The organism is Falsiroseomonas ponticola (assembly GCF_016805305.1).
Taxonomy (GTDB): domain Bacteria; phylum Pseudomonadota; class Alphaproteobacteria; order Acetobacterales; family Acetobacteraceae; genus Falsiroseomonas; species Falsiroseomonas ponticola.
The window spans coordinates 72166-96290 of the sequence record NZ_JAERQN010000014.1; the positions used below are offsets into that span (position 1 = coordinate 72166).

General features: G+C 71.6%; 18 protein-coding genes. 14 read left to right on the top strand and 4 right to left on the bottom strand.

What is annotated here, in order from left to right; translation table 11 throughout:
• Positions 1 to 206 precede the first annotated feature (206 nt).
• The 10 genes from treS (at position 207) to JJI54_RS28495 (ending at position 15563) form a co-directional block, all read left to right on the top strand.
• A complete protein-coding gene (gene treS / locus JJI54_RS28450) occupies positions 207 to 3491 on the top strand; it encodes a maltose alpha-D-glucosyltransferase (RefSeq protein WP_203076812.1) in 3285 nt (1094 codons plus the stop codon).
• A gap of 127 nt (positions 3492 to 3618) precedes the next feature.
• Positions 3619 to 6066 carry a calcium-binding protein gene (locus JJI54_RS28455; RefSeq protein WP_203076813.1) on the top strand — a complete coding sequence of 816 codons (2448 nt, stop codon included), beginning with the start codon at positions 3619 to 3621 and terminating at the stop codon, positions 6064 to 6066.
• A 38-nt stretch (positions 6067 to 6104) separates the two neighbouring features.
• The gene (locus JJI54_RS28460; RefSeq protein WP_226382198.1) at positions 6105 to 7502 is read left to right on the top strand and encodes a xanthine dehydrogenase small subunit; all 1398 of its coding nucleotides are present in this window, start codon (positions 6105 to 6107) and stop codon (positions 7500 to 7502) included.
• Complete coding sequence (xdhB, locus tag JJI54_RS28465; RefSeq protein ID WP_203076814.1) at positions 7502 to 9796, top strand: xanthine dehydrogenase molybdopterin binding subunit; 2295 nt, start codon at positions 7502 to 7504, stop codon at positions 9794 to 9796. Before JJI54_RS28460 ends, xdhB begins: the two co-directional genes overlap by 1 nt.
• Positions 9797 to 9850: 54 nt before the next feature.
• Complete coding sequence (locus tag JJI54_RS28470; RefSeq protein ID WP_203076815.1) at positions 9851 to 10771, top strand: MBL fold metallo-hydrolase; 921 nt, start codon at positions 9851 to 9853, stop codon at positions 10769 to 10771.
• Positions 10772 to 10838: 67 nt separating this feature from the next.
• A complete protein-coding gene (gnd, locus tag JJI54_RS28475; protein WP_203076816.1) occupies positions 10839 to 11816 on the top strand; it encodes a phosphogluconate dehydrogenase (NAD(+)-dependent, decarboxylating) in 978 nt (325 codons plus the stop codon).
• Positions 11817 to 11949: 133 nt separating this feature from the next.
• A complete protein-coding gene (locus JJI54_RS28480; protein WP_203076817.1) occupies positions 11950 to 12456 on the top strand; it encodes a gluconokinase in 507 nt (168 codons plus the stop codon).
• Positions 12453 to 13352 (top strand): dihydrodipicolinate synthase family protein, encoded by a 900-nt coding sequence (locus tag JJI54_RS28485; RefSeq protein ID WP_203076818.1) that lies wholly within the window; start codon positions 12453 to 12455, stop codon positions 13350 to 13352. Before JJI54_RS28480 ends, JJI54_RS28485 begins: the two co-directional genes overlap by 4 nt.
• Positions 13353 to 13435: 83 nt before the next feature.
• On the top strand, positions 13436 to 14176 hold the full coding sequence (locus JJI54_RS28490; RefSeq protein WP_203076819.1) for a metallophosphoesterase family protein: 741 nt from the start codon (positions 13436 to 13438) through the stop codon (positions 14174 to 14176).
• A 1-nt stretch (position 14177) separates the two neighbouring features.
• Positions 14178 to 15563 (top strand): bifunctional serine/threonine-protein kinase/universal stress protein, encoded by a 1386-nt coding sequence (locus tag JJI54_RS28495; protein WP_226382199.1) that lies wholly within the window; start codon positions 14178 to 14180, stop codon positions 15561 to 15563.
• On the opposite strand, the gene JJI54_RS28500 is transcribed toward JJI54_RS28495, so the two are convergent.
• Genes JJI54_RS28500 through JJI54_RS28515 form a run of 4 tightly spaced genes read right to left on the bottom strand, consistent with a single transcriptional unit; the run spans position 15560 to position 20227 of the window.
• Positions 15560 to 16933, bottom strand: coding sequence for a M20/M25/M40 family metallo-hydrolase (locus tag JJI54_RS28500; RefSeq protein WP_203076820.1), 1374 nt, complete (start codon positions 16931 to 16933; stop codon positions 15560 to 15562). The two genes, JJI54_RS28495 and JJI54_RS28500, sit on opposite strands and share 4 nt — an antisense overlap.
• Entirely contained in the window at positions 16930 to 17949 is a 1020-nt protein-coding gene (locus JJI54_RS28505) for a ketopantoate reductase family protein (RefSeq protein WP_203076821.1), read from the bottom strand. The genes JJI54_RS28500 and JJI54_RS28505 overlap by 4 nt, the downstream gene beginning before the upstream one ends.
• Complete coding sequence (locus tag JJI54_RS28510) at positions 17934 to 18641, bottom strand: creatininase family protein (protein ID WP_203076822.1); 708 nt, start codon at positions 18639 to 18641, stop codon at positions 17934 to 17936. Before JJI54_RS28510 ends, JJI54_RS28505 begins: the two co-directional genes overlap by 16 nt.
• Positions 18638 to 20227 carry an ABC transporter substrate-binding protein gene (locus JJI54_RS28515; RefSeq protein WP_203076823.1) on the bottom strand — a complete coding sequence of 530 codons (1590 nt, stop codon included), beginning with the start codon at positions 20225 to 20227 and terminating at the stop codon, positions 18638 to 18640. The genes JJI54_RS28510 and JJI54_RS28515 overlap by 4 nt, the downstream gene beginning before the upstream one ends.
• Positions 20228 to 20310: 83 nt before the next feature.
• On the opposite strand from JJI54_RS28515, the gene JJI54_RS28520 reads away from it, so the two are divergent.
• From JJI54_RS28520 to JJI54_RS28535, 4 genes are read left to right on the top strand one after another with little or no spacing between them, the layout of a single operon-like run.
• Entirely contained in the window at positions 20311 to 21288 is a 978-nt protein-coding gene (locus tag JJI54_RS28520) for an ABC transporter permease (RefSeq protein WP_203076824.1), read from the top strand.
• Entirely contained in the window at positions 21285 to 22145 is an 861-nt protein-coding gene (locus JJI54_RS28525) for an ABC transporter permease (protein ID WP_203076825.1), read from the top strand. Before JJI54_RS28520 ends, JJI54_RS28525 begins: the two co-directional genes overlap by 4 nt.
• The gene (locus tag JJI54_RS28530; protein WP_203076826.1) at positions 22142 to 23104 is read left to right on the top strand and encodes an ABC transporter ATP-binding protein; all 963 of its coding nucleotides are present in this window, start codon (positions 22142 to 22144) and stop codon (positions 23102 to 23104) included. Before JJI54_RS28525 ends, JJI54_RS28530 begins: the two co-directional genes overlap by 4 nt.
• Complete coding sequence (locus JJI54_RS28535; protein WP_203076827.1) at positions 23101 to 24078, top strand: ABC transporter ATP-binding protein; 978 nt, start codon at positions 23101 to 23103, stop codon at positions 24076 to 24078. Before JJI54_RS28530 ends, JJI54_RS28535 begins: the two co-directional genes overlap by 4 nt.
• Positions 24079 to 24125 lie beyond the last annotated feature (47 nt).

Here is a 24125-nt window from a genome sequence, read left to right on the forward strand (position 1 = left end):
CCTGGCGCCGCCGGACGACAAATCCCCCCGCCAGCCCCCGCATCCCGCGCCCGCGGCGACAATCGCGGGCCGCGGCGACAATCCGGGCAACATCCCGGTGATGAATCCGGTGATGATTCCCGCCCCGCCCGGTGCCGCCGGCGCCCCCGCAGCCGGAACGGTGGCACGCCAGCGGCGTTGGCCCCCGCGACCGAAGGGGGATCTGGATGCCGGGGCGACGCAGGAAGCAGGGCGGGGATGCGGCGCGGGAGCCGTTCTGGTGGCGCGACGCCGTCATCTACCAGCTCCACCCCAAATCCTTCATGGACGGGAATGATGACGGCGTCGGCGACTTCGCCGGCCTGATCGCGCGGCTGGACCATGCCGCCGGGCTCGGCGTGGATGCGATCTGGCTGCTGCCCTTCTACCCGTCCCCCCGGCGCGACGATGGCTACGACATCAGCGACTACCGCGCCGTGCACCCGGACTACGGCACGCTGCGCGACTTCAGGCGCCTGGTGGAGGAAGCGCATGCGCGCGGCCTCAAGGTCATCACCGAACTCGTCATCAACCACACCAGCGACGAACACCCGTGGTTCCGCCGCGCGCGGCGCGCGCCGCCGGGGTCCTGGCAGCGGGACTTCTATGTCTGGTCCGACGACGACAAGCGCTACGACGGCACGCGCATCATCTTCCTGGATACCGAGAAGTCGAACTGGACCTGGGACCCCGTCGCGAAGGCCTATTTCTGGCACCGCTTCTACAGCCACCAGCCCGACCTGAACTTCGACAACCCGCGCGTGCTGGAAGCGGTGCTGCGCGTCATGCGCTTCTGGCTCGACCTCGGCGTGGATGGGCTGCGCCTCGATGCCGTCCCCTACCTGGTGGAGCGCGACGGCACGAACAACGAGAACCTGCCGGAGACGCATGACATCCTGAAGCGCATCCGCGCGGCGCTGGATGCGGACTACCCGAACCGCATGCTGCTGGCGGAGGCGAACCAGTGGCCGGAGGACGTCCAGGCCTATTTCGGCACCGGCGACGAATGCCACATGTGCTTCCACTTCCCGCTGATGCCGCGCATGTACATGGGCGTCGCGCAGGAAGACCGCTTCCCCATCACCGACATCCTGCGCCAGACGCCCGACATCCCGGAGGGCTGCCAATGGGCCGTCTTCCTGCGCAACCATGACGAGCTGACGCTGGAGATGGTGACGGATGCGGAGCGCGACACGCTCTGGTCCGTCTATGCGGCCGACCGGCGCGCGCGCATCAACCTCGGCATCCGCCGGCGCCTGGCGCCGCTGATGGAGCGCGACCGGCGGCGGATCGAGCTGATGAACGGCCTGCTGCTTTCCATGCCCGGCACGCCCGTCATCTACTACGGCGACGAGATCGGGATGGGCGACAACGTCTATCTGCGGGACCGCGACGGCGTGCGGACGCCGATGCAATGGTCGCCCGACCGCAATGGCGGCTTCTCCCGCGCCGATCCCGCGGCGCTGGTGCTGCCCGTCATCCAGGACGCGACCTATGGCTTCCAGGCCGTCAATGTGGAGACGCAGGCGCGGGACAGCCACAGCCTGCTGAACTGGACGCGGCGGATGCTGGCGGTGCGCCGCCGCACCCGCGCCTTCGGCCGCGGCGCCATGCGCCTGCTCTATCCCGGCAACCGCAAGGTGCTGGCCTATCTGCGGGAATGGGAGGGGGAGGTGGTGCTCTGCGTCTTCAACCTCTCCCGCGCCGCGCAGGCGGTGGAGCTGGACCTCTCCGCCCATCCCGGCCGCGTGCCGGTGGAGATGCTGGGCGGCACGCCCTTCCCGCCGATCGGCCCGCTGCCCTACGTCCTGACGCTGCCACCCTATGCCTTCCACTGGTTCCTGCTGGCGGAAGGCGCCGCGCTGCCATCCTGGCACGTGCCGCCGCCGGAACCGCTGCCCGAACTCCGCACCCTGGTCGGCCGCCCGGGCGGGGACTGGCTGCCCGCCGAGGCCCGCCAGGTGCTGGAGCGGGAGGTGCTGCCCGCCTGGCTGCCGCGCCGGCGCTGGTTCGGGTCCAAGGATGCGCCCGCCGGCGGCCTCGCGGCCCGCTTCGCCTATGCCGTCCCCCTCCAGGCCGGGCCGGAGCCGCTGCTGCTGGCGGAGATCGAGGCCGCGGGCGAGAACTGGGCCCTGCCCCTGGCGCGGGTGGGGGAGGAGGAGGCCGCGAAGTCCGCCGGCCAGCTGGCGCTGGCGCGGCTGCGGCACGGGTCGCGGATCGGCCTGCTGACGGATGGCGTCGCGACGGATGGCTTCGCCCGCGCCGTGCTGGCCGCCTGCCAGGCCGGCCGCGTGCTGCCGACGCCGCTGGGGGAACTCCGCTTCCTGCCGATGCCCGCCCTGGCCGACCTCGCCCTGCCGGAAGCGCCGGAAGTGCGGCGCCTTGGCGTGGAGCAGTCCAACACCACCGTCATCCTGGGGGAGGCGGTGGTGCTGAAGCTGCTGCGCCGGGTGCTGCCCGGGCTGCATCCGGAAGCGGAGATGGCGCGCTACCTGACCGATGCCGCCTATCCCGGCACGCCCGCGCTGCTCGGCCAGGTGGTGCGCGTGGCGCCGGATGGCACGCCGCATACGCTGATGCTGCTGCAGGCCTTCGCCCGCAACCAGGGGGATGCCTGGGCCTGGACGCTGGACTGGCTGGCCCGCACGGTGGACGAGGCCGCGCTGACGGAGGCGGAGCCGGAGGAGCCGCTGGCGGGCTACCTGCCGGTGGCGGAGGCGATCGGCCGCCGCCTGGCGCAGCTGCACCTGGTGCTGGCCCGGCCATCGGCGGATCCGGACTTCGCGCCCCTGCCGATGGACGCCGCGATGGCGCGCGGCTTCGCGGAGGAAGCGGCCACGGGGCTCGACCGCGCGCTGGCGCGGCTCGATCGCCCGGGCCTGCTGCCGCCCGGCCCGGCGGCGGAGTCGGCGCGGCGGCTCGTCGCCGATCGCGCCCGGCTGGTGGAGGCGATCCGCGCGCTCGCGCCCGATCCGGCCGGCCTGTCCGCCACGCGCTGCCATGGCGATTTCCACCTGGGCCAGGTGCTGGTCGCGACCGGCGATGCGGTGATCCTGGATTTCGAGGGCGAGCCCGCCCGCCCGCTGGCTGCGCGCCGGGCCCGGTCCAGCCCCTGGAAGGACGTGGCCGGCCTGCTGCGGAGCCTGGACTACGCCGCCGCCGTGGCGACCGCGACGGAGGAAAGCGGCACCGCCACCGCCGCTTCCTCCCCCCGGCGGGAGGCACTGATCGCCCGCTGGCGCGGCGCCGCGGAGGCCGCCTTCCTCGCCGCCTATCGCACGGCCTGGGAGGCGGAGGCCGGGCCGGCGCCGGCGGGGGCGGGGACGCTGCTCGACCTCTTCCTGGTGGAGAAGGCGGCCTATGAGGTGGGGTACGAGATGGCGAACCGGCCCGCCTGGCTGCCGGTGCCGGTGCTCGGCCTGGCGGCGGTGCTGGACCGGCTGGTTCCCGCGGCGGAGGGTTTGCAACCCTGACGAGAGAAATCACCTTGACGTGATTAAAGTATACACTTAGACGTGAGCGCGGCGCCGCCCCTTCCCGTGAGGCGCTGGCGCCGCCCTCCGTCTCGCGGCGCCCCTGCATCCGGCCAGGGAGCCCGCCATGAACATCAACCTGCTCGTCCGCGGCCAGTCCAACGCGATCCTGCTGATGGAAAGCAATGGCTGGTCCGGCGCCGGGACCATCACGAAGGAGGTCGAGCGCCTGCTGGGCTTCGACGGCGTGAAGGACACGGTGACGCTGGTCTATGACCGCTTCGATGCGAACAGCAGCACCGCCTTCGGCGGCACCTCGCTGGTCGGGGACTGGCTGCGCCCGAACGGCGCCGGCTGGCAGCCGGGGTCCCAGGAACAGGCCCTGCTGAACGAGATCGCGTCCCTGCCCGCGACGCAGCGGGACGACCCGACCGCGGTGCTGTGGCTGCACAGCGAATACGACAGCGCCAATGCGTCCCTGACGACGGAGCAATGGGTCTCCGCCGTCCGCTACGATGCGGCGCTGGTGCGCGCGGCGCTGGGGCAGTCCGCGGCCACCGTCTCCTACAACTTCGTCTCCGCCATGCCCTATTGGGGCACGGAGGAAGGCCACCAGGCGATCCGCCGGGGCATGGAGCAGCTGGCCGCCGATGCCTCCTTCAATGCCAGCATCGTGGCGCGGATGCAGGACATCAACGCGACGACGGATGACTGGGACGGCAACCCGAACACCATCGAATATGGCGGCGGCCACATCGATGGCGGCGATGCCGCGCAGACCGTGGCGCGCGCGGCACGCGGCATCGCGGAAAGCCTGGCGGACTACGCCAAGGCGGGCTCCATCGTGGCGCAATCCGGCGGCGACATCGCGGATAAGGGACCGCAGGTGATCCGCGCGGCGCTGGTGGGCACGAACCAGCTGCGCATCGATGTCGCGCATGACCATGCCGCGGGCTTCCAGGCGCTGGATGCCGATGCGGCGAAGGGGGTGGGCTGGTCGGTGCAGGGTGCCGGCGGCACGGTCTGGGGCGCCGCGGCGGCGCTGGTGGATGGCGATACGCTGCTGGCCACCTTCTCCGGCCCCGTGCCGGCGGGCGGCACGCTGTTCTACGGCCATGGCTATGGCCGGCTGGCCGGCGCCGATGGCGCGGGGCGCGGCAATGCCGTCTATGACGACCAGGGCCTGCCGGTCTGGGTGGCGGCGGATGGGCTGAAGATCGGCACCACCCTCACCACGCCCACGCCCACCCCCGCGGTCACCAACCAGACGCTCACCGGCACGGCCGGGGATGATGCGCTGGCGGGCGGCGCGGGCGCGGACACCATCACCGGCGGCGCGGGCCATGACGATCTGCAGGGCGCCGCGGGCAATGACCGGATGGAGGGCGGCCGCGGCGATGATGGCCTGACGCTCGGCAGCGGCGCGGATACCGTCGTCTTCACCAAGGGCGATGGCGTGGACTGGGTGGTGGATTTCACCCCGGGCACGGACAGGCTGGAACTGCACGGCTTCACCGCCGCGCAGGTCACCATCAAGGCGGCCAGCTACTGGGGCATGGCCGGGCTCGACGTGCTGCTGCCGAACGGGGAGAAGCTGTTCCTGCAGGGCGTCACCGCGCTCGGCGCCAATGACATGGTGCTGAAGGACGTGCCGGTGGCCGCACCCTCGGGCCTGGTGCTGGCGGGCACCGCGGCCGATGACACGCTGCGCGGCGGCAGCCTGGCGGACAGCCTCTCCGGCGGCGCCGGCAATGACTACCTGCAGGGCGGCACGGGCGACGACACGCTGGCCGGCGGCGCGGGCAATGACCTGCTCTATGGCGGGGTAGGCAATGACGTGCTGATCGGCGGCGATGGCGACGACCAGCTGCGCGGCCAGGCGGGCAATGACGTCATGACCAGCGGCGCGGGGGCGGACCGCATCTATGTCGTGCGGGGCGAGGGCCAGGACCGCGTCACGGATTTCACGCCGGGCGTGGACAAGGTCGTGCTGTCCGGCATCACGACGGCGGAGATCACGGCGAAGGTCGCGGTGGTCTCCGGCGTCTCCGGCCTGCTGCTCTCGGTGGCGGACGGCACCTCCCTGTTCCTGGATGGCGTGGGCGCGGTGACGGCGAAGCAGCTCGGCCTCTCCGGCAGCTTCGCGACCGGAAGCGTCGTGGCGGTGGCGCTGCCGGCGACGACGGCATCGGTGGCGGGCACGGCGGGGGATGACTGGCTGAAGGGCGGCAGCGGCGCGGACTACCTGCAGGGGGCCGCGGGCTCGGACGACCTCCAGGGCCTGGGCGGCAATGACGTGCTGCGCGGCGGCCTCGGCGATGACGGGCTGACGGGCGGCGCGGGGGCGGATGTCTTCGTCTTCGCCAAGGGGGACGGGCATGACTGGGTGGTGGATTTCACCCGCGGCACGGACCGGCTCTGGCTGGAAGGCTATGGCACCGCGGAGGTGACCCAGGCGGTCGAGACCCGCTGGGGCATGGCCGGGCTCGCGGTGCATCTGGGCACGGCGGGGGAGGAGCTGTTCCTCCAGGGCGTCACCACGGCGCTGGGGCCGAACGATCTGGTCTTCACCTGACCCTTACGCCCGGCCCGGGGTTTGCTTAACTGCAGGCCATGATCGGGACCTCCATCGCCTTCACCCTCAATGGCCGGCCGGTGACCCTGCCGGCCGGGACCTCGCCCACCACCTCCGTGCTGGACTGGCTGCGCGCCAGCGGCCTGACCGGGACGAAGGAGGGCTGCGCGGAGGGCGATTGCGGCGCCTGCACCGTGGTGCTGGAGGAAGCGGGCGGCGCCCGCACCCCCATCAATGCCTGCCTGGCCATGCTCGGCCAGATGCAGGGCCGCGCCATCCGCACCGTGGAGGGGCTGCGCGCCCCGGATGGCGGCCCCCATCCCATCCAGCGCGCCATGGCCGAAAGCGACGGCACGCAATGCGGCTTCTGCACCCCCGGCATCGTCATGACCGCCTGGGCGCATGCCCGCGAAGGGGGCGAGGTGCATGAGGCGCTGGCCGGCAACCTCTGCCGGTGCACCGGCTACCGCCCCATCCTCGACGTCTTCGCGACCCTGGCGGATGACGGCCTGGCCGCGCCCGCCCTGCCGGACCCCGCCCCGGCGCGGTTCGAGGCGCCGGGCCAGGTCTTCCACCTGCCCGCCACGCTGCCCGACCTGCTGGCGCTGCGCGCCGCCCATCCGGAGGCCTGGCTGCTGGCCGGCGGCACCGACCTCGGGCTGCGCGTGTCGGACCATCGGGAGCGCCCGCCCGCCATCATCTGCCTGCTGAACGTGCCGGAATTGCACCGGCTGGAGGCGCGGCCCGAGGCCATCGAGGCCGGCGCCGCGGTCCCCTATGGCCGCCTGCTGGCGCTGTTCCGGCGTGAGGCAGGCTTCGGCCCCTATGCCGCCCTGCTGGCGCGGCTGGGGTCGCGGCAGATCCGGGGCCTCGGCACGCTGGGCGGCAATCTCGGCACGGCGTCCCCCATCGGCGATGCGCTGCCGCCGCTGCTGGCCCTCGGCGCCACCGTCACGCTGGCCTCGCAGGCCGGCACGCGGACCCTGCCGGTGCAGGATTTCCTGCTGGGCTATCGGAAGAACGCGCTGGCGCCGGGGGAGGTGATCCTCTCCGTCACCCTGCCGCGCCCGGCGGCCGATGCCCTCTTCGCCTGCGAGAAGATCAGCAAGCGCCATGACCAGGACATCGCGACGGTCGGCGCCGCGCTGCTGCTGCGGCTGGACGGCGGCGTGGTGGCGGAAGCGCGGCTCGCCTTCGGCGGCGTCGGGCCCGCGGCCGCCCGCGCGCCGCGGGCCGAGGCGGCGCTGACGGGCCGGCCCTTCGACGCGGCGGCCGTCAACGATGCCGCGGAGGCGCTGATGCAGGACATCGCGCCGCTGTCGGATTGGCGCGGCACCGCGGCGTATCGCCGCCTGGTCGCGCAGGGGCTGCTGCATCGCCTGCACCTCCGCGCCACGCAACCGGACATGCCCGCCGACATCATGGAGGTGGTGTGATGGACGGCTCGCTTCCCCGCCGCGGCGCCGGCGCCGCGCTGCGCCACGACAGCGCGCTGAAGCACACCACCGGCGAGGCCCGCTTCGCCGATGACGCGGCGGAAGCGCCGGGCACGCTGCATGGCGCGCTGGTGCTCTCCACCATCCCCCACGGCACCGTCACCGCGCTGCATATCGACGAAGCCCGCGCGATGGAGGGCGTCGTCGCCATCCTCGGCCCGCGCGACATCCCGGGGAAGAACGACATCGCCGCGGCCGGATCGGGCGAACCGCTCTTCGCCGATCCGCTGGTGGAATTCGCCGGCCAGCCGCTGGCGATGGTGCTGGCCACCACGCGCGACCAGGCGCTGCGCGCCGCCGCCGCCGTGCGGGCGGAGATCGCGCCGCTGGACCACGTGCTGTCCATCGAGGCCGGGCTGGAGCGCCAGCAATATGTGGTGGCGCCGCAGACCATGCGGCGCGGCGACGTCGCCGCAGCCCTCGCCGCCGCGCCGCGCCGGATGGAGGCGGAGTTCCGCGCCGGCGGGCAGGAGCATTTCTACCTCGAGGGCCAGATCGCCGTCGCGACGCCCGGCGAGGATGGCGACATCGCGGTGGTCTCCTCCACCCAGCATCCGTCGGAGGGCCAGCACGTCGTCGCCCGGGTGCTGGGCTGCGACTACAACCGCGTGACGATCACCTGCCGGCGCATGGGCGGCGGTTTTGGCGGCAAGGAGAGCAATGCGAGCTGGGTCGCGGCCGCCGCGGCGCTGGGCGCGCGCCTCACCGGCCGCCCCGTGAAGCTGCGCCTGGCGCGGCGCGCGGACATGATCGCGACGGGCAAGCGCCACCCCTTCCTCTATCGCTGGACCGCGGGCTTCGACGGCACGGGCCGCATCACCGCGCTGCGCGCGCTGCTGGCCGCCGATGGGGGCTGGAGCCTCGACATGTCCGGCGGCGTGGTGTTCCGCGCCATCACCCATGCCGTGAATTGCTGCGACGTCCCTGACGTGGAGATCACGGGCTGCGCGGTGAAGACCAACACCGTCTCCCACACCGCCTTCCGCGGATTCGGCGGCCCGCAGGGCGCGCTGCTGATGGAGGATGTGGTGCACCGCGTGGCCGCCGCCTGCGGGCTGCCGCCCGATGTGGTGCGCGCGCGCAACTTCCTCGGCAGCGGCGGCAACAGCGACGAACTACCCTATGGCCAGAAGGTGGAGGGCGACCTGATCGCCCGTGTCTGGGCGGAGGCGAAGCGCGACAGCGAATGGGATCGCCGCCGCGGCGAGATCGCGGCCTTCAACGCGCGGCACCCGACCTTGCGGCGCGGCCTCGGCAGCATGGTGCTGAGCTTCGGCATCTCCTTCGGCATCATGCACCTGAACCAGGCCGGCGCGCTGGTGCATGTCTATACCGATGGCTCCATCCGCCTGAACCATGGCGGGACGGAGATGGGGCAGGGGCTCTTCATCAAGATCGCCCAGGTCGTCAGCGACGTCTTCGGCACGGATCTCGATCGCGTCGCCATCACCGCGACCAGCACGGCGGAGGTGCCGAACACCGCGCCGACGGCCGCCAGCACCGGCAGCGACCTGAATGGCTGGGCCGCGCATAACGCCGCCATGACCATCCGCGACCGCATGGCCCATGTCGCCGCCGCGCGCTGGGGCATCGCGCCCGCCGATGTGGTCTTCGCGGACAACCGCGTCTGGGCCGAACGCGCCGGCGCGAACCGCTTCCTCGAATTCGGGGAGTTGGCAAAAATCTGCTTCCTGGAACGGGTCTCGCTCTCCTCCACCGGCTATTACCGCACGCCCGACATCCACTGGGACCCGAAGGCGATGCGGGGCAACCCGTTCTTCTACTTCTCCTATGGCGCCGCCGTGTCGGAAGTGATCGTCGATACGCTGACGGGCGAGCACCGGTGCCTCCGCACCGACATCGTCCAGGATTGCGGCCGCAGCCTGAACCCCGCCGTCGATCGCGGCCAGATCGAGGGCGCCTTCGTCCAGGGAATGGGCTGGCTGACCTGCGAGGAGCTGTGGTGGGACCAGGGCGGGCGGCTGCGCACCGTGGGACCCTCCACCTACAAGATCCCGGGCAGCCGCGACGTGCCCCCCGCCTTCTCCGTCCGCCTGCTGGAAGGCGCGCCGGCGCGCAGCGAGACGATCTTCCGCTCCAAGGCCGTGGGGGAGCCGCCGCTGCTGCTGGCGATCAGCGTCGCCAACGCCATCAAGGACGCGATCGGGGTGGAGGGCCTCGATTTGCCCGCGACGCCGGAGCGCGTGCTGATGGCGATCCGCGCGAAGGGGTAGCGCGCGCCACCCCGGAGAGGTTTATGCTCCCCGTCCGAGTGCGGGGAGCAAGCCATGGCTGACAACACGGCAACCGCCATCCGTCCCTTCTTCGACGGCGCGACCAACACCGTCACCTACCTGGTCTGGGACCCCGCCACCCGGCGCGGCGCGGTGGTGGACCCGGTGCTGGACTGGGACAACCGGAGCGGGGAGGCCGATACCGCCTCCGCCGCCGCGGTGCTGGCCGCCGCGGAGGCCGAGGGCGTCACCATCGACTGGGTGCTGGAAACGCATGTCCATGCGGACCACCTGACCGCCGCCCCCTGGATCAAGGCCCGCACCGGCGCGCGGATCGGCATCGGCGCCGGGGTGAAGCAGGTGCAGACCATCTTCCGCCCCGTCTTCGCCCTGCAGGACGTGCTGCCGGAGGGCGGCGATTTCGACCATCTCTTCGCCGATGGCGAGAGTTTCGCGCTGGGGACGTTGCAGGTGGAGGTGCTCCATGTGCCCGGCCACACGCCCGCCTGCGTCGCCTACAAGATCGGCGCCGCGCCGGAAGCCCGGTCCAACCAGCCCGCCGATGTCTTCGTGGGCGACACGCTGTTCATGCATGATGCCGGGACGGCGCGCGCCGACTTCCCGGGTGGCGATGCCCGCACGCTCTATCGCTCCATCCGTCGCATCCTGGCGCTGCCGCCGGAAACGCGCCTCTGGATCTGCCATGACTACAAGGCGCCGGGGCGGGATGCCTTCGCCTGGCAGTCCAGCGTCGCCGCGCAGCGCGCGCAGAACCCGCATGTGAAGGACGGCATGACGGAGGAGGATTTCATCGCCTTCCGCACCGCCCGCGACGCGACCCTCTCCGCGCCCACGCTGCTGCTGCCCTCCATCCAGGTGAACATCCGCGCCGGCCGCTTCCCGGCGGCGGAGGCGAATGGCGTGCGGTACCTGAAGATCCCCGTGACGGCGAAGCGGGGGGCCAGCCTGGCGTAGGGGCGGCTTGCCCCGCCTGCGCCGCCCCCGCATCCTCCACCGCGACACCCAGGGAGGACACCCCAGAATGCGTCTCGGCATGGTCGGCCTCGGCCGCATGGGCGCCAACCTCGTTCGCCGCCTGGCCCGCGCGGGCATTTCGTCCGTGGTCTGGGACCGGGACCCCGCCGCCGTCGCGACCCTGGCGGCGGAGGGCGCGGAGGCTGCCACCGACCTTGCCGACCTCGTCCGCCGCCTCGATGCGCCCCGCGCCGTCTGGGTGATGCTCCCGGCCGGCGCCGCGACCGAGGACGCGATCGCGCAACTCTCCACGCTGCTCTCCCCCGGCGATGTCGCCATCGATGGCGGCAACGGGATGTGGAAGGACGCCATCCGCCGCGCGGCGCTGCTGCGTGAGCGCGGGATCGACATGCTGGATATCGGCACCTCCGGCGGTGTCTGGGGCCTGGCGCGCGGCTACTGCCTGATGATCGGCGGGCCGGAGGCGCCGGTGCGACGCCTCGACCCCATCTTCGCCGCGCTGGCCCCGGGGGAGGCCGCTGCCCCCCCAACGCCGGGCCGTGCCCCCGACGCCGATCCGCGCGCGCCCAACGGCTACGTCCATGCCGGACCCAACGGCGCCGGGCATTTCGTGAAAATGGTCCACAACGCCATCGAATACGGGATGATGCAGGCCATGGCGGAGGGCCTGGAACTGCTGGAACAGGCGGGCAGCGAGACCCTGCCGCCCGAGCACCGCCTGGCGCTCGACGTGCCGGAGATCACGGAAGCCTGGCGCCGCGGCTCCGTCGTCGCCTCCTGGCTGCTCGACCTCACGGCGCAGGCCCTGGCCGCGGATGGGGAGCTTTCGACCTATTCCGGCCGTGTCGGCGACAGCGGGGAGGGCCGCTGGGCCGTGCAGGCCGCGATCGAATCGGCCGTGCCCGCGCCCGTGCTTTCCGCCGCGCTCTATGCGCGCTTCCGCAGCCGGCAATCCGGCCCCTTCGCGGACCGCGCGCTTTCCGCCATGCGCAACGCCTTCGGCGGGCATCTGGAGCCGAAATGAACAGGCCCCGTCACTGGCCCGCCCTGCGGCCCGAAGGGCCGAGCGCCCGAACGGGCGCCGCCGCTCATGCGGCGAAGCCAAGCGCAGCGCCGGCGTCTGAGGGGCGTGAAGGCGAAGCCTTCGCGCAGGCACAATGACGCCGCTCGTCGTCGTCATGGGCGTCTCCGGCGCGGGCAAGTCCACCATCGGCCAGGCCATCGCCACCGCGCTCGGGCTGCCCTTCGCCGATGCCGATGATTTCCACCCCGAAGCCAACATCGCGAAGATGAGCCGGGGGGAGGCGCTGGACGACGACGATCGCTGGCCCTGGCTGGCCGCCATCGGCGCCCATCTGGCAGCGCATCGCGGCCGCGGCTGCGTCGTCACCTGTTCCGCGCTGAAGCGCGCCTATCGCGATGCGCTGCGCCAGGCGGCGCCCGATCTCCGCCTGGTCTTCCTGACCGGCGATCCCGCGCTCGTCGCCGCCCGCCAGGCCGCGCGCCAGAACCACTTCATGCCGGCCAGCCTGGTCGCCAGCCAGTTCGCGACGCTGGAGCCGCCGGCGCCCGAGGAAGCCGCCATCACCCTCGATGTCGGCCCCGCCCCCGCCACGCTCGCCACCGCCGCCATCAACGCCCTGCAAGAGGCCACGACGCCATGAACGGCATCTACCCCATCCTCTACGCCTATTTCGGCGCCGATGGCCGGCTGGACGAGGCCGCGATGCGCAAGCAGGTGCGCTGCTGCCTGGCCGGCGGCGCGCATGGCATCGCGGTGCTGGGCCTCGCCACCGAGGTCAACAAGCTCTCCCCCGCGGAGAAGCGCGACGTCGTCCGCTGGTCGGCGGAGGAGATCGCGGGCCGCGTGCCCCTCGCCGTCACGGTCGCCGAAGCCACGGCGCGGGAGGCCGCGGATTTCGTGGTGGAGGCCGCGGCCCTCGGCGCCGCCTGGTGCATCCTCCAGCCCCCGCCGGTGCGTGGCCTGCCGGAAGCCGAATACATCGCGTGGTATGGGGAGGTGGCCGACCTCGTCGCCCGCCGCAGCGCCATCCCGATCGGCATCCAGAATGCCGCCGCCTATATCGGCGTGGGCCTCTCCGCCAATGGCGTCGCGACGCTGGCGCGCAACCACGGCAACGTCACGCTCATCAAGGCGGAGGACAGCGCCGTCGATGTCCAGCGCCTGATCGAGGTGACGAAGGGGGCCATCACCGTCTTCAACGGCCGCGCCGGGATGGAACTGGTGGACTGCCTCCGCGCGGGCTGCGCGGGGCTGATCCCGGCCCCCGAATGCGCCGATATCCAGGCCGCCATCTACAACCACTTCGTCGCGGGCGAGGAGGCGGCGGCGGAGCGGGACTACCAGCGCATCCTGCCGCTGATCGCCTTCGCCATGCAGGGCGTCGCCATGTTCCTCTGCTACGGCAAGCGCGTCACCGCCTGGCGGATGGGGCTCCCGGAGGTGATCGAGCGCACGCCCTCCCTCGCCCCCACCCCCTTCGGCCTGGCCTGCGCCCGCCGCTTCGCCGATGCCCTCGGCCCCTATCCCGGCGCGTGAAGGCATGATCTGATCGGCCCGGAGGAAGCAGGCTGCCAGGGCGTCCGCCGCGGGAATGTCCCCCGGGGCCGGAGGAACGACCCATGCGCATCGCCCTGCTCGCCGACATCCATGCCAACCGGGAGGCCTTGGAGGCCTGCCTCGACGACATCGCCCGCAAGGGCGCGGATCGGCTGGTGCTGCTCGGCGACCTCGTCGGCTACGGCGCCGACCCCGGCTGGGTGATCGCCAAGGCGCGGGAGCTGGCCGGGCAGGGCGCCATCCTCATCCGCGGCAACCATGACGAGGCCGCCGCCCATCCCCGCGGCGGCATGAATGACGACGCGACCGCCGCCATCGCCTGGACGCGCAACGCCCTGGCGCCCGAGGACCGCGCCTTCCTCGACGCCCTGCCGATGGAGGTGGAGGAGGAGGATCGCCTCTATGTCCATGCCGATGCCTCCGCCCCCGATCGCTGGGTCTATGTGCGGGATGCCGAGGATGCGCGGCGCAGCCTGGAGGGCTGCACGGCGCGCCTCGTCTTCTGCGGCCATGTGCATGCGCCCGCCATCTATGGCCTGACCGCCACGGCGAAGCTGGTGCCCTTCAAGCCCGTCACCGGCGTCGCCGTGCCGCTGCTGCGGCCGCGCCGCTGGCAGGTGGTCTGCGGCGCCATCGGCCAGCCGCGGGATGGCGACCCCGCCGCCGCCTGGCACCTGTTCGACAGCACGACCAGCGATGTCACGCTGCACCGCGTGCCTTATGACGTGCTGGCCGCCAGCGAGAAGGTGCGCCAGGCCGGCCTGCCCGAGAGCCTCGCCACCCGCCTGCTGCGGGGGCGCTGACATGATCCGGCTGCAGGAGGGCGAGGTCCTCGATGGCTTCGCCATCGGGCGCCTGCTGCATGTCGGCGGCATGGCGGCACTCTGGCAGGTGACGCATCCCGACCACGGCGCCGAGCTGCTGATGAAGGTGCCGCGCCTGGCGGAGGGCGAGGACCCCGCCGCCATCGTCAGCTTCGAGATGGAGCAGATGATCCTGCCACGCCTCTCCGGCCCGCATGTGCCGCGCTTCGTCGCCAGCGGCGGCTTCGACCGGCAGCCCTATCTGGTGATGGAACGCATCGCCGGCCGCAGCCTGCTGCCGCTGATCGACGACCTGCCGCGCCCTGTCGAGGAAGTGGCCGACCTCGGCGCCCGGGTGGCGGAGGCGCTGGACGCGCTGCACCGCCAGCATGTCGTCCACCTCGACGTGAAGCCCTCCAACATCCTGGTGCGGGAGACGGGGGAGGCGGTGCTGGTGGATTTCGGCCTCTCCCGCCACGCGCAACTGCCCGACCTGATGGAGGAGGAGTTCCGCCTGCCCTATGGCACCGCGCCCTACATGGCGCCGGAACAGGTGATGGGCATCCGGTCCGACAAGCGCAGCGACCTCTTCGCCCTCGGCGCCATGCTGTATTTCCTGGTGACCGGCACGCGACCCTTCGGCGATCCGCAGCGGCTGAAGGGGTTGCAGCGGCGGCTGTGGCGGGACCCGGTGCCGCCCCGCGGCCGCCGCGCCGATTGCCCGGACTGGCTGCAGGAGATCATCCTGCGCTGCCTGGAAGTGCGCCCCGAACGCCGCCACCCCACCGCCGCGCAACTGGCCTTCGACCTGCGCCACCCCGGCCAGGTGGCGCTGACGGCGCGGGCCGCGAAGCTGCAGCAGGATGGCTGGGCCGCCACGCTCCGCCGCCGGTTCCACCCGGACCACCGCGTGCGCTTCGACCGCGCCGTGGCCGCGACGGTGGAGGATGCGCCGATCCTCGCCGTCGCGGTGGATGTGACGGAGCAGGACGAGGCGCTGGCCACGACGCTCCGCGGCACGGTCGGGAAACTGCTGGCCACCATGCCGGGCGCGCGGCTCGCCTGCCTCAACGTGCTGCGCCAGAACCGCATCGCGCTGGACACCACGCTGGATGATCTCGGCCGCAACAAGCATGTGCAGCGCCTGGTGGAGCTGAAGCACTGGGCCGCGCCGCTCGCCCTGCCGGAAGGCCGCATCACCTTCCATGTGCTGGAGGCCGTGAACCCCGCCCAGGCGCTGCTGGACTATGTCCGCATGAATGGCGTGGACCATCTGGTGATGGGCGCGCGCGGGGCCTCGCTGAAGCGCAAGGTGCTGGGCAGCGTCAGCGCGGAGCTGGCGGCCGAGGCGCCCTGCAGCGTGACGGTGGTGCGGGCGCGGGGTTAGCCCCGCGCGCCGTACCGCCGCACCAGCGCCACCCAGGCCGCGAAGCCCTCCGGCATGGCGCTCTCCCGCCAGTTCTCGTCCGGCGCGTGGAAATCCTCATCCGCCGTGGCGAAGGAGAACATGACGGTGTGGATGCCGAGCACCCGGCTGACGATGTCGGTCAGCGGCAGGGTCGCGCCCATGCGCACGCGGAGCGGCCTGCGCCCCGTCGTCACTTCCAGCGCCGCTTCCGCCGCCAGCAGCAGGGGATGATCGCCCGGCACGGCGGTGGCGATCGATCCGTCCCGCGCCGCCTTCACCGTCAGCGTGGCGCCGGGCGGGCAGTGGCGGCGCAGATGCGCCTCCACCGCCGCCACGACGCGCTTCGGCTGCTGCCCCGGCACGATGCGCATGGAGAGCTTCGCATGCGCCTCCGCGGGGATCACCGTCTTGCCGCCCGCGCCCGTATAGCCGCCCCAGAGCCCGTTCACGTCGAGCGTGGGCTTCAGCCAGAGCCGTTCGAGAAACCCCGCGACATCGCGCCCGCTTGGCGCGATGCCAATGGAGGCATCATGCGCCGCCACGTCATACGGGATGTTCGCCAGTGCCGCACGATCTTCATCCGTGACCGGTGCGGCGCCTTCCTCGAAGCCCTCGACGAGGATGTTGCCTTGCTCGTCATGCAGCGTCGCGACCAGCCGCGCCATCGCATGCAGCGCGTTCGGCGCCACGCCCCCATAGCGCCCGCTATGCAGGTCCTTGGCGGCGGTACGAAGGCTGATCTCCATCGCCATGTTGCCGCGCGTGGCTACCGTCATGGTCGGCAGGTCGGCCCGCCAGCGCGCGCCATCGGCCGACAGCACGGCATCCGCCGTCAGCCAGTCGCGATTCTCCTCCAGGATGCGGGGCAGCGAGGCCGATCCGCATTCCTCCTCGCCCTCCAGCAGCACCGTCACGTTGAAGGGCAGCCGCCCTTCCTCCGCCAGGAAGGCGCCGAGTGTCTCCATCGCCAGCAGCGACGGCCCCTTGTCGTCGGAGACGCCGCGCCCGTAGAGGCGCCCGTTGCGCGATACGAGCATGAAGGGCTCGGAACTCCAGGCCTCCACCGGATCGGGCGGCTGCACGTCGTAATGGCCATAGACCAGCAGCGTCGGCGCGCCCGCCGCGCCGTGCCAGCGCGCCGTCACGGCGGGGTGGCCGCCGGCGGCCAGCTCCCGCGCGCCCTCGAACCCCATCGCCGTCAGCCGCGCGATCCACCAGGCGCGCGCCTGCGCCATCCCGGCGGCATAGGCGGGATCGGTGGAGACCGACTGGCAGGCGACGAGTTCCGCCAGACGCGCGACGAACCCGTCCTGCCCGGCCAGCAGCCGGGCCAATACCGCATCGGTCACGGGATCGCGTCCAGCAGCGCCTGGAAGGTCTCCCGCGACTGCTCCCGCCGGCCATCCTCGATATCCGCGATCAGGCGGCCGACGGCGGAGAGCGCCGGTGTCGGGATGCCGAGTTCGGCGGCCAGCCGCGGCGTGATGTTGAGCTGCGACGCGGCCTCCGTCTTGCGCTTGCGCACCGCGAGGTCCCGCCAGATGCCGCTATGCGTCTTGGCGGACTGCGACGTGAATTCTCGCAGCCATCGCACCACCGCGATGCCATCCGCATCGGGTCGCCCCGGCGCGAAGGCCATGGGATCATAGCCGCCGAAGCCGCGTGGCGTGACGCCACGCGCCAGCGCCACCGCCACCACCTCCCGCCCCAGCGCGAGCCAGGCCTTCATGCGGGCGGGATCGGCGAAGTTCCCGGTCATGCTGTCGTGGTTGAGCGCGGTTGCGAAGAGCATCGCGCCATAGCCCATCTTGCCCCAGAGATAGGCCCAGATGTCCTCGGTCAGGATCGCATCCGGCTCGAACAGCTTGCACAGATCGAACATCGCCCGCGTGCGGTCGCGGATGCTGCCATCGATCTCGCCGACCACGACGGAGCCGCGGCTGCCGTAGAGGATCTCGCCCGGCCCGTGCCAATCGGCGGAGAAATTGACGAAGCAGCCCATGGTGCGCTCCGCGCCCACGGCCTCCGCGATCTCCACCTCGTTCAGCCCGTTCTGCGCGGAGAAGACATAGCCATCGGGCTCCAGATGCGGCGCCAGCATCGGTAGTGCGTCCTTCGTCGCCTGCGCCTTCACCGCCAGCACGATGCGGGAATAGGTGCCTGTCAGCTCGGCCGGAGTCACGGCGGGGATGACCTGCGTGAAATCCTCGACGGGGCCGAAGATATGCAGGCCGCGCGTGCGGCAGGCATCGACATGCTCGGCGACGGTATCGACCAGCAGCACCTCATGCCCCGCCCGCGCCCAATAGGCGCCGAGCGTGCCGCCGATGGCGCCCGCGCCCCAGATGACTATCTGGTCGCCCATGGTCCCTCCAGCGCTTCGCGAGTCTCAGCCACGCCCTCGTCCCAGATGCGCTGCGTCACGTCATCCGGCAGTTGCCACGGGCCGCCGAAGGCACCGTCGCCCAGGATCTCCCGCACCTTCGCGGGGCTGCTCGCCTTCATCAGCGCCAGGTCCGGGCGCGGCTTCACGCCTTCGGGCGCCTTCACCTGCGCCAGCCGCGTCCAGGGAAAATTCTCGAACCAGTTGCCATGGCTGGCGGAGGGATCGGCCGCCATCGCCGCCGCCCAGGTGCGTGGCGCGTTGTACCAGTTATGGAACTTGATGGAGAGCTCGGGCCGCTCCGTCATCATCTCCTGCGCCAGCGCGCCGACAGGCGCATTCCCGCCATGCCCGTTGACCAGCAGGATGCGCCGGAAGCCGACCCGCGCGACGCTCTCGATCAGGTCCCGCGCCACCGCCAGCAGCGTCTCCACGCGCAGGCTCACGCTGCCCGGGAAGGCCGCGAAATAGGGCGCCAGGCCGAAGGGCATGGCCGGATAGACCGGCACGCCGAGCGGCGCGGCCGCCTCCACCGCCACCCGCTCCGCCAGGATCGCATCCGTGCAGAGCGAGAGCTGCGCATGCTGCTCCGTGCTGCCGAAGGGCAGCACGACGCGGTCATCGAGGCGCAGATACGCCTCGATCTCCTGCCAGTGGCTGTCGGCGATCCTCATCGCGCGGCCGGCGTCACGTCCCAGGCGTAGGTTTCCTCATCGGCGCGGCCCGACGGCATGGAGACGCGGTCGCGCCGCATCGCCCAGGCCGAGCCGACCGAGGCCAGCGGCAGGGAGACGCGTTCGCGATTGAACAGCGCACCGATCTGCTGCAGCAGCTCCCGCCGCTTGGCGTCATCCAGCTCGAACTCCGAAGCCTGGATCAGGCGGTCCATCTCCGGGTTCGAATAGCCATGCCAGTTGAAGGCGCCGAGGCGCCGCTGCGGGTCGTTGGTATGGGCGTTGGAGGAGTAGGTGTAGCTGGCCTCCCCCGTCAGCGTGCCCCAGCCCGCCATGATGTTGGAGAGCTCGCCGCGCGCACGGGCGGGGAAGATCACCGCGGCGGGCTGCCCCGCCGCCTGCACCTCGATCCCGATGCGCGCCAGCATCTGCGCCATGGCGGTGCCGACGCCGCGGTCGCCCGGCAGGCGGTCATTGCTGAAGTTCAGCACCATGCGGAAGCCGTTGGGGAAGCCCGCTTCCGCCAGCAGCTGGCGGGCACGCGGCAGGTTCGGCGTCGGGATGGGCAGGGCCGGGTTGAAGCCGAAGATGTTGGGCGTGACCATCTGCCCCTGCGGCGTGCCCATGCCCTCCATCGCGATCTCCGCCAGCGCGCGACGGTCGATCGAGAGGTCGATCGCCTCCCGCACCCGCGGGTCGCGATAGGGGTTGGCGGCCAGGCGCGATCCGTCGCGGGCCGTCACCTGCGGCGTGTTCTCGCGGAAGTCGAACTGGAAGTTGAAGACATAGACGGTATCGGCCTTCACGACGGACAGCGTGCGGTCGCGCTCCAGCGTCGCGACATCGGCGGCGGGCACGCGGACGATCATGTCCACCTGGCCGGTGCGCAGCTGCGCCACGCGATTGGCGTCGTTCGGGATCTCGCGGCGCACATGCCGCGCCCAGGCCGGGCGGCCGCCCCAATGGTCATCGAAGCGGTCCACCACGAACTGCTCCCGCGGCGTCCAGCTGCCGAAGCGGTAGGGGCCGGTGCCGATGGCGGCGCGGCCGCTGTTGAAGGCCTCGTTGCTGTTCTCCGGCGTCAGCCCCGCGGTGGCGCGGGCGGAGACGACGAAGAGGCGGATGAAGTCATTGGGCAGGGTGGGGGAGGGTCCGCCCGTGATGATGTGCAGCGTGTGCGGATCGACGATGCGCACATCGGTGATGCGGCGGACATAGATGCGCGTCGGGTTCGGGCCCGACAGCGTCTGCATCCGCCGGATGGAGGCGACGACATCCTCCGCCGTCATGTCGCTGCCGTCATGGAACTTCACGCCGCGGCGCAGCTTGAATTCCCAGGTCGTGGCATCGATGGGCCGCCAGGATTCCGCCAGCCCCGGCTCGATCTGCAGCTGCGGGCCGGAATGCGTCAGCGTGTCGAAGACATGCTTCAGCGCCTCGCTATGCGTGCCGGTCGCGGTGAAATGCGGATCCACCGATTCCGGCCCGGCGCGCACGCCCATGGTCAGCGTCTGCGCGCCGGCCGCGCCGGCCAGCATCGCGCCCATGGTCGCGGAGAGGGCAAGATGGACGAATTTGCGGCTCATTGGCGTGTCTCCGGGGGAAGCTTCCTGCGGGACCATGCTAGGAACGGCTTGCGTCCGCTGTCCATGCCCCGATACTCACGCGAATGCTCGGCTTCATCATCCAGCGGCTGCTCCAGGCGGGACTCGTCATGCTGGCGATGTCCGCGCTGGTCTTCCTTGGCGTATACGCCATCGGCAACCCGATCGACGTCCTGATCTCCCCGGACGCGACGCAGGACATCCGCGCCGCGGCCATCCGATCCTTCGGGCTCGACCTGCCGCTGTGGCAGCAATACCTGGCCTTCCTCGGCCGGCTGCTCTCCGGCGATTTCGGGCGATCCTTCGTCTTCGGCACGCCGGTGATCGACCTGGTGCTGGCGCGCCTGCCGGCGACGCTGGAACTGGCGCTGGCTTCCGTGCTGATCGGCGCCTTCATCGGCATCCCGCTCGGCATCTATGCGGGCTACAAGCCGGAGAGCCCGGTGGCGCGGGGCATCATGGCGGTCTCCGTGCTCGGCTTCTCCGTCCCCACCTTCTGGGTCGGCCTGATCCTGATCCTGTTCTTCGCCGTGCATCTGGATTGGCTGCCCGCCGGCAATCGCGGGCCGACGGCCGAATTCGTCGGCGTGCAATGGTCCTTCCTGACGCGGGAGGGGCTGAGCTTCCTGATCCTCCCCGCGCTCAACCTCAGCCTCTTCAAGCTCGCCATGATGATCCGCCTGGCGCGGGCCGGGACGCGGGAGGTGATGCTGACGGATACCGTGAAGTTCGCCCGCGCCGCCGGCCTGTCGGAACTCACCATCCTTCGCCGCCACGTGCTGCGGCTGATCTCCATCCCGCTGGTGACGGTCTTCGGCCTGGAATTCGGCTCGACGCTCGCCTTCGCCGTGGTGACGGAGACGATCTTCTCCTGGCCTGGCGTCGGCAAGCTGATCATCGACAGCATCACCTCGCTCGACCGCCCCGTCATGGTCGCCTACCTGGTGCTGGTGGCCTTCCTCTTCGTCACGATCAACCTCGTCGTCGATCTCTCCTACGCCCTGCTCGATCCGCGGCTGCGGCGCGGGGGGCGCGGGGCATGAAGGCGTTCTGGCGGGAATACCGGGAGAACTGGATCGCAGTGATCGCGCTGGCGGTGGTGGTGCTGGTCGTGCTGGCGGCGCTGCTCGCGCCCTGGATCACGCCGCAGGACCCGTACGACCTCGCCTCGCTCGACCTGATGGATGCGCGCAAGCCGCCGGGCTTCGTCGGCTCCAACGGCTATGTGCATTGGCTGGGCACGGATGCGCAGGGGCGGGACCTGCTCTCCGCCATCATCCACGGGCTGCGAATCTCGCTCCAGATGGGCATCGCGGCGGGGCTGGTCGCCATGACCATCGGCGCGACCCTCGGCATCCTCTCCGCCCATGCCGGCGGCTGGGTGGAGGCCGCGATCATGCGCGTGGTGGACCTGCAGCTGAGCTTCCCCGCCATCCTGCTGGCGCTGGTGCTGGTGGCTGTGCTGGGGCAGGGGAAGTCGCAACTCGTCATCGCCCTGGTCGCCGCGCAATACGCCTATTTCGCCCGCACCGCCTATGGCGCCGCGACGGCGGAGCGGCAGAAGGACTATGTGGAGGCCGCGCATGCGACGCCGCTGCCGTCCTGGCGCGTGGTGCTGCGCCACATCCTGCCGAACTGCCTGCCGCCGCTGATCGTCGTCGGCACCGTGCAGGTCGCCAATGCCATCGCGCTGGAGGCAACGCTCTCCTTCCTCGGCCTCGGCCTGCCGCCGACGGAGCCCAGCCTCGGCATGCTCATCGCCAATGGCTTCCAGTACATGATGAGCGGCCGCACCTGGATTTCCGTCTATCCCGGCATCGCGCTGATCCTGCTGATCGTCGCCATCAACATCGTCGGCGACCAGATCAGGGACCAGTTCAATCCCAGGCTGAGAAGATGAGCCTGCTCGAGGTCCGCGACCTCCGCACCCATTTCTTCACCCGCGCCGGCGTGGTGAAGGCGGTGGAAGGCGTCTCCTTCTCGCTCGAGAAGGGCGAGATCCTGGGCCTGGTCGGCGAAAGCGGCTCCGGCAAGTCGGTCACCGGCTTCTCCCTCATCGGCCTGGTCGATCCCCCCGGCCGCATCGCGTCGGGGTCGATCAAGTTCGAGGGCCGCGAGCTTGTCGGCCTGCCACCGCAGGAGATGCGGGCCCTGCGCGGCAAGCGCATCGCCATGGTCTTCCAGGACCCGGCCGCGACGCTGAACCCCGTGCTCTCCATCGGCCAGCAGATGGTCCTCGCCGTGCGCGCCCATGGCCGGGCCAGCGAAGCCGCGGCGCGGGACCTGGCGGCGCGGACGCTGACGCGCGTCGGCATCCCCGACGCCGCCGCGCGGCTCGACGCCTATCCCCACGAATTCTCCGGCGGCATGCGCCAGCGCGTCGCCATCGCGACGGCGCTGCTGCACGGCCCCGACCTCATCATCGCGGATGAGCCGACGACCGCGCTCGACGTCTCCATCCAGGCGCAGATCCTGGCGGAGATGAAGTCCCTGGCGAAGGAGACGGGCACCGCGCTGGTCTGGATCAGCCACGACCTCGCCACCGTCTCCTCCCTCGCGGACCGCGTGCTGGTCATGTATGCCGGCCGCATCGTGGAGGCCGGCGCGGTCGGGGAAACGCTGCGCGCCCCCCGCCACCCCTACACACGCGGGCTGCTGGACAGCCTGCCCGCCATGGCGCGGCCGGGCGAGAAGCTGAACCAGATTCCCGGCACCACGCCCTCCCTGCTCTCGCTGCCGCCAGGCTGCCCCTTCGCGCCCCGCTGCCCGCGCGCTGACGCCACCTGCGCGACCGATCCGCCGGATGTCGTCACCGCGGGCCGCCTGGTGCGCTGCCACCATCCGCTGGAGGAAGCATGATCCTTCAGGCCGAAGGCGTCACCAAGCGCTTCGCCCCGCGCCTCTCGCTCGGTGACCGCATCGCCGGCGCGCTCGGCGCCAAGGTGGATCGCCGCGCCGTGCACGCCGTGACGGATGTTTCCCTCAGCGTCACGGCCGGGGAGACGCTGGGCCTGGTCGGCGAAAGCGGCTGCGGCAAGTCCACGCTCGGCCGCATGCTGGCCGGCATCATGCCGCCGACCGAGGGCCGCGTGCTGGTTGCCGGCGCCGCGCCGATGCGCGGGCGCCACAAGGCGACGACGCGCATCCAGACCGTCTTCCAGGACCCCTTCGCCAGCCTGAACCCGCGCATGCGCATCGGCGAGAGCATCGCGGAGGGCCCGGTCACCCATGGCCTGGTGACCCGCGCGGAGGCGCCGCGCATGGTGGCCGATTGGCTGGCGCGTGTCGGGCTCGACCCCGCCTTCGCCACGCGCTTCCCGCACCAGTTCTCCGGCGGCCAGCGCCAGCGCGTCGCCATCGCCCGCGCACTCGCCATGCAGCCGGATGTGCTGGTCTGCGACGAACCCGTCGCCTCGCTGGATGTGTCGATCCAGGCGCAGATCCTGAACCTGTTTCTCGAGTTGCGGCGCGACCTCGGCCTGACCTGCCTCTTCATCTCCCACGACCTCAGCGTGGTCCGCCATGTCAGCGACCGCGTGGCCATCATGTATCTCGGCCGGATCGTGGAGGCCGGCAGCGCCGCCAAGGTCTATGCGCGCCCGCGCCATCCCTACACCCAGGGCCTGCTCGACAGTGTCCCGAAGCTGCGGCTCTCCATCGATGACGTGGCCAGCTTCAAGCCCATCGCCGGTGAATTGCCCTCGCCGCTGTCACCGCCGAGCGGCTGCGCCTTCCACCCGCGCTGCCCGAAGGCCACGGCGCTGTGCCGCGCGGAACGCCCGGCGCTGACGGCGCGGGATGACGGCACGCTGGTGGCCTGCCATCACGCCTGAAGACGGGCCCGCGTAACCCTGGCGCGCGCCGGGACGAAGCACCCGCT

Bases quoted from the DNA above. Each gene is read 5' to 3' on its own strand.
- treS (WP_203076812.1), top strand. From the start codon at position 207: ATGCCGGGGCGACGCAGGAAGCAGGGCGGGGATGCGGCGCGGGAGCCG.
- JJI54_RS28455 (WP_203076813.1), top strand. From the start codon at position 3,619: ATGAACATCAACCTGCTCGTCCGCGGCCAGTCCAACGCGATCCTGCTG.
- JJI54_RS28460 (WP_226382198.1), top strand. From the start codon at position 6,105: ATGATCGGGACCTCCATCGCCTTCACCCTCAATGGCCGGCCGGTGACC.
- xdhB (WP_203076814.1), top strand. From the start codon at position 7,502: ATGGACGGCTCGCTTCCCCGCCGCGGCGCCGGCGCCGCGCTGCGCCAC.
- JJI54_RS28470 (WP_203076815.1), top strand. From the start codon at position 9,851: ATGGCTGACAACACGGCAACCGCCATCCGTCCCTTCTTCGACGGCGCG.
- gnd (WP_203076816.1), top strand. From the start codon at position 10,839: ATGCGTCTCGGCATGGTCGGCCTCGGCCGCATGGGCGCCAACCTCGTT.
- JJI54_RS28480 (WP_203076817.1), top strand. From the start codon at position 11,950: ATGACGCCGCTCGTCGTCGTCATGGGCGTCTCCGGCGCGGGCAAGTCC.
- JJI54_RS28485 (WP_203076818.1), top strand. From the start codon at position 12,453: ATGAACGGCATCTACCCCATCCTCTACGCCTATTTCGGCGCCGATGGC.
- JJI54_RS28490 (WP_203076819.1), top strand. From the start codon at position 13,436: ATGCGCATCGCCCTGCTCGCCGACATCCATGCCAACCGGGAGGCCTTG.
- JJI54_RS28495 (WP_226382199.1), top strand. From the start codon at position 14,178: ATGATCCGGCTGCAGGAGGGCGAGGTCCTCGATGGCTTCGCCATCGGG.
- JJI54_RS28505 (WP_203076821.1), bottom strand. From the start codon at position 17,949: ATGGGCGACCAGATAGTCATCTGGGGCGCGGGCGCCATCGGCGGCACG.
- JJI54_RS28510 (WP_203076822.1), bottom strand. From the start codon at position 18,641: ATGAGGATCGCCGACAGCCACTGGCAGGAGATCGAGGCGTATCTGCGC.
- JJI54_RS28515 (WP_203076823.1), bottom strand. From the start codon at position 20,227: ATGAGCCGCAAATTCGTCCATCTTGCCCTCTCCGCGACCATGGGCGCG.
- JJI54_RS28520 (WP_203076824.1), top strand. From the start codon at position 20,311: ATGCTCGGCTTCATCATCCAGCGGCTGCTCCAGGCGGGACTCGTCATG.
- JJI54_RS28525 (WP_203076825.1), top strand. From the start codon at position 21,285: ATGAAGGCGTTCTGGCGGGAATACCGGGAGAACTGGATCGCAGTGATC.
- JJI54_RS28530 (WP_203076826.1), top strand. From the start codon at position 22,142: ATGAGCCTGCTCGAGGTCCGCGACCTCCGCACCCATTTCTTCACCCGC.
- JJI54_RS28535 (WP_203076827.1), top strand. From the start codon at position 23,101: ATGATCCTTCAGGCCGAAGGCGTCACCAAGCGCTTCGCCCCGCGCCTC.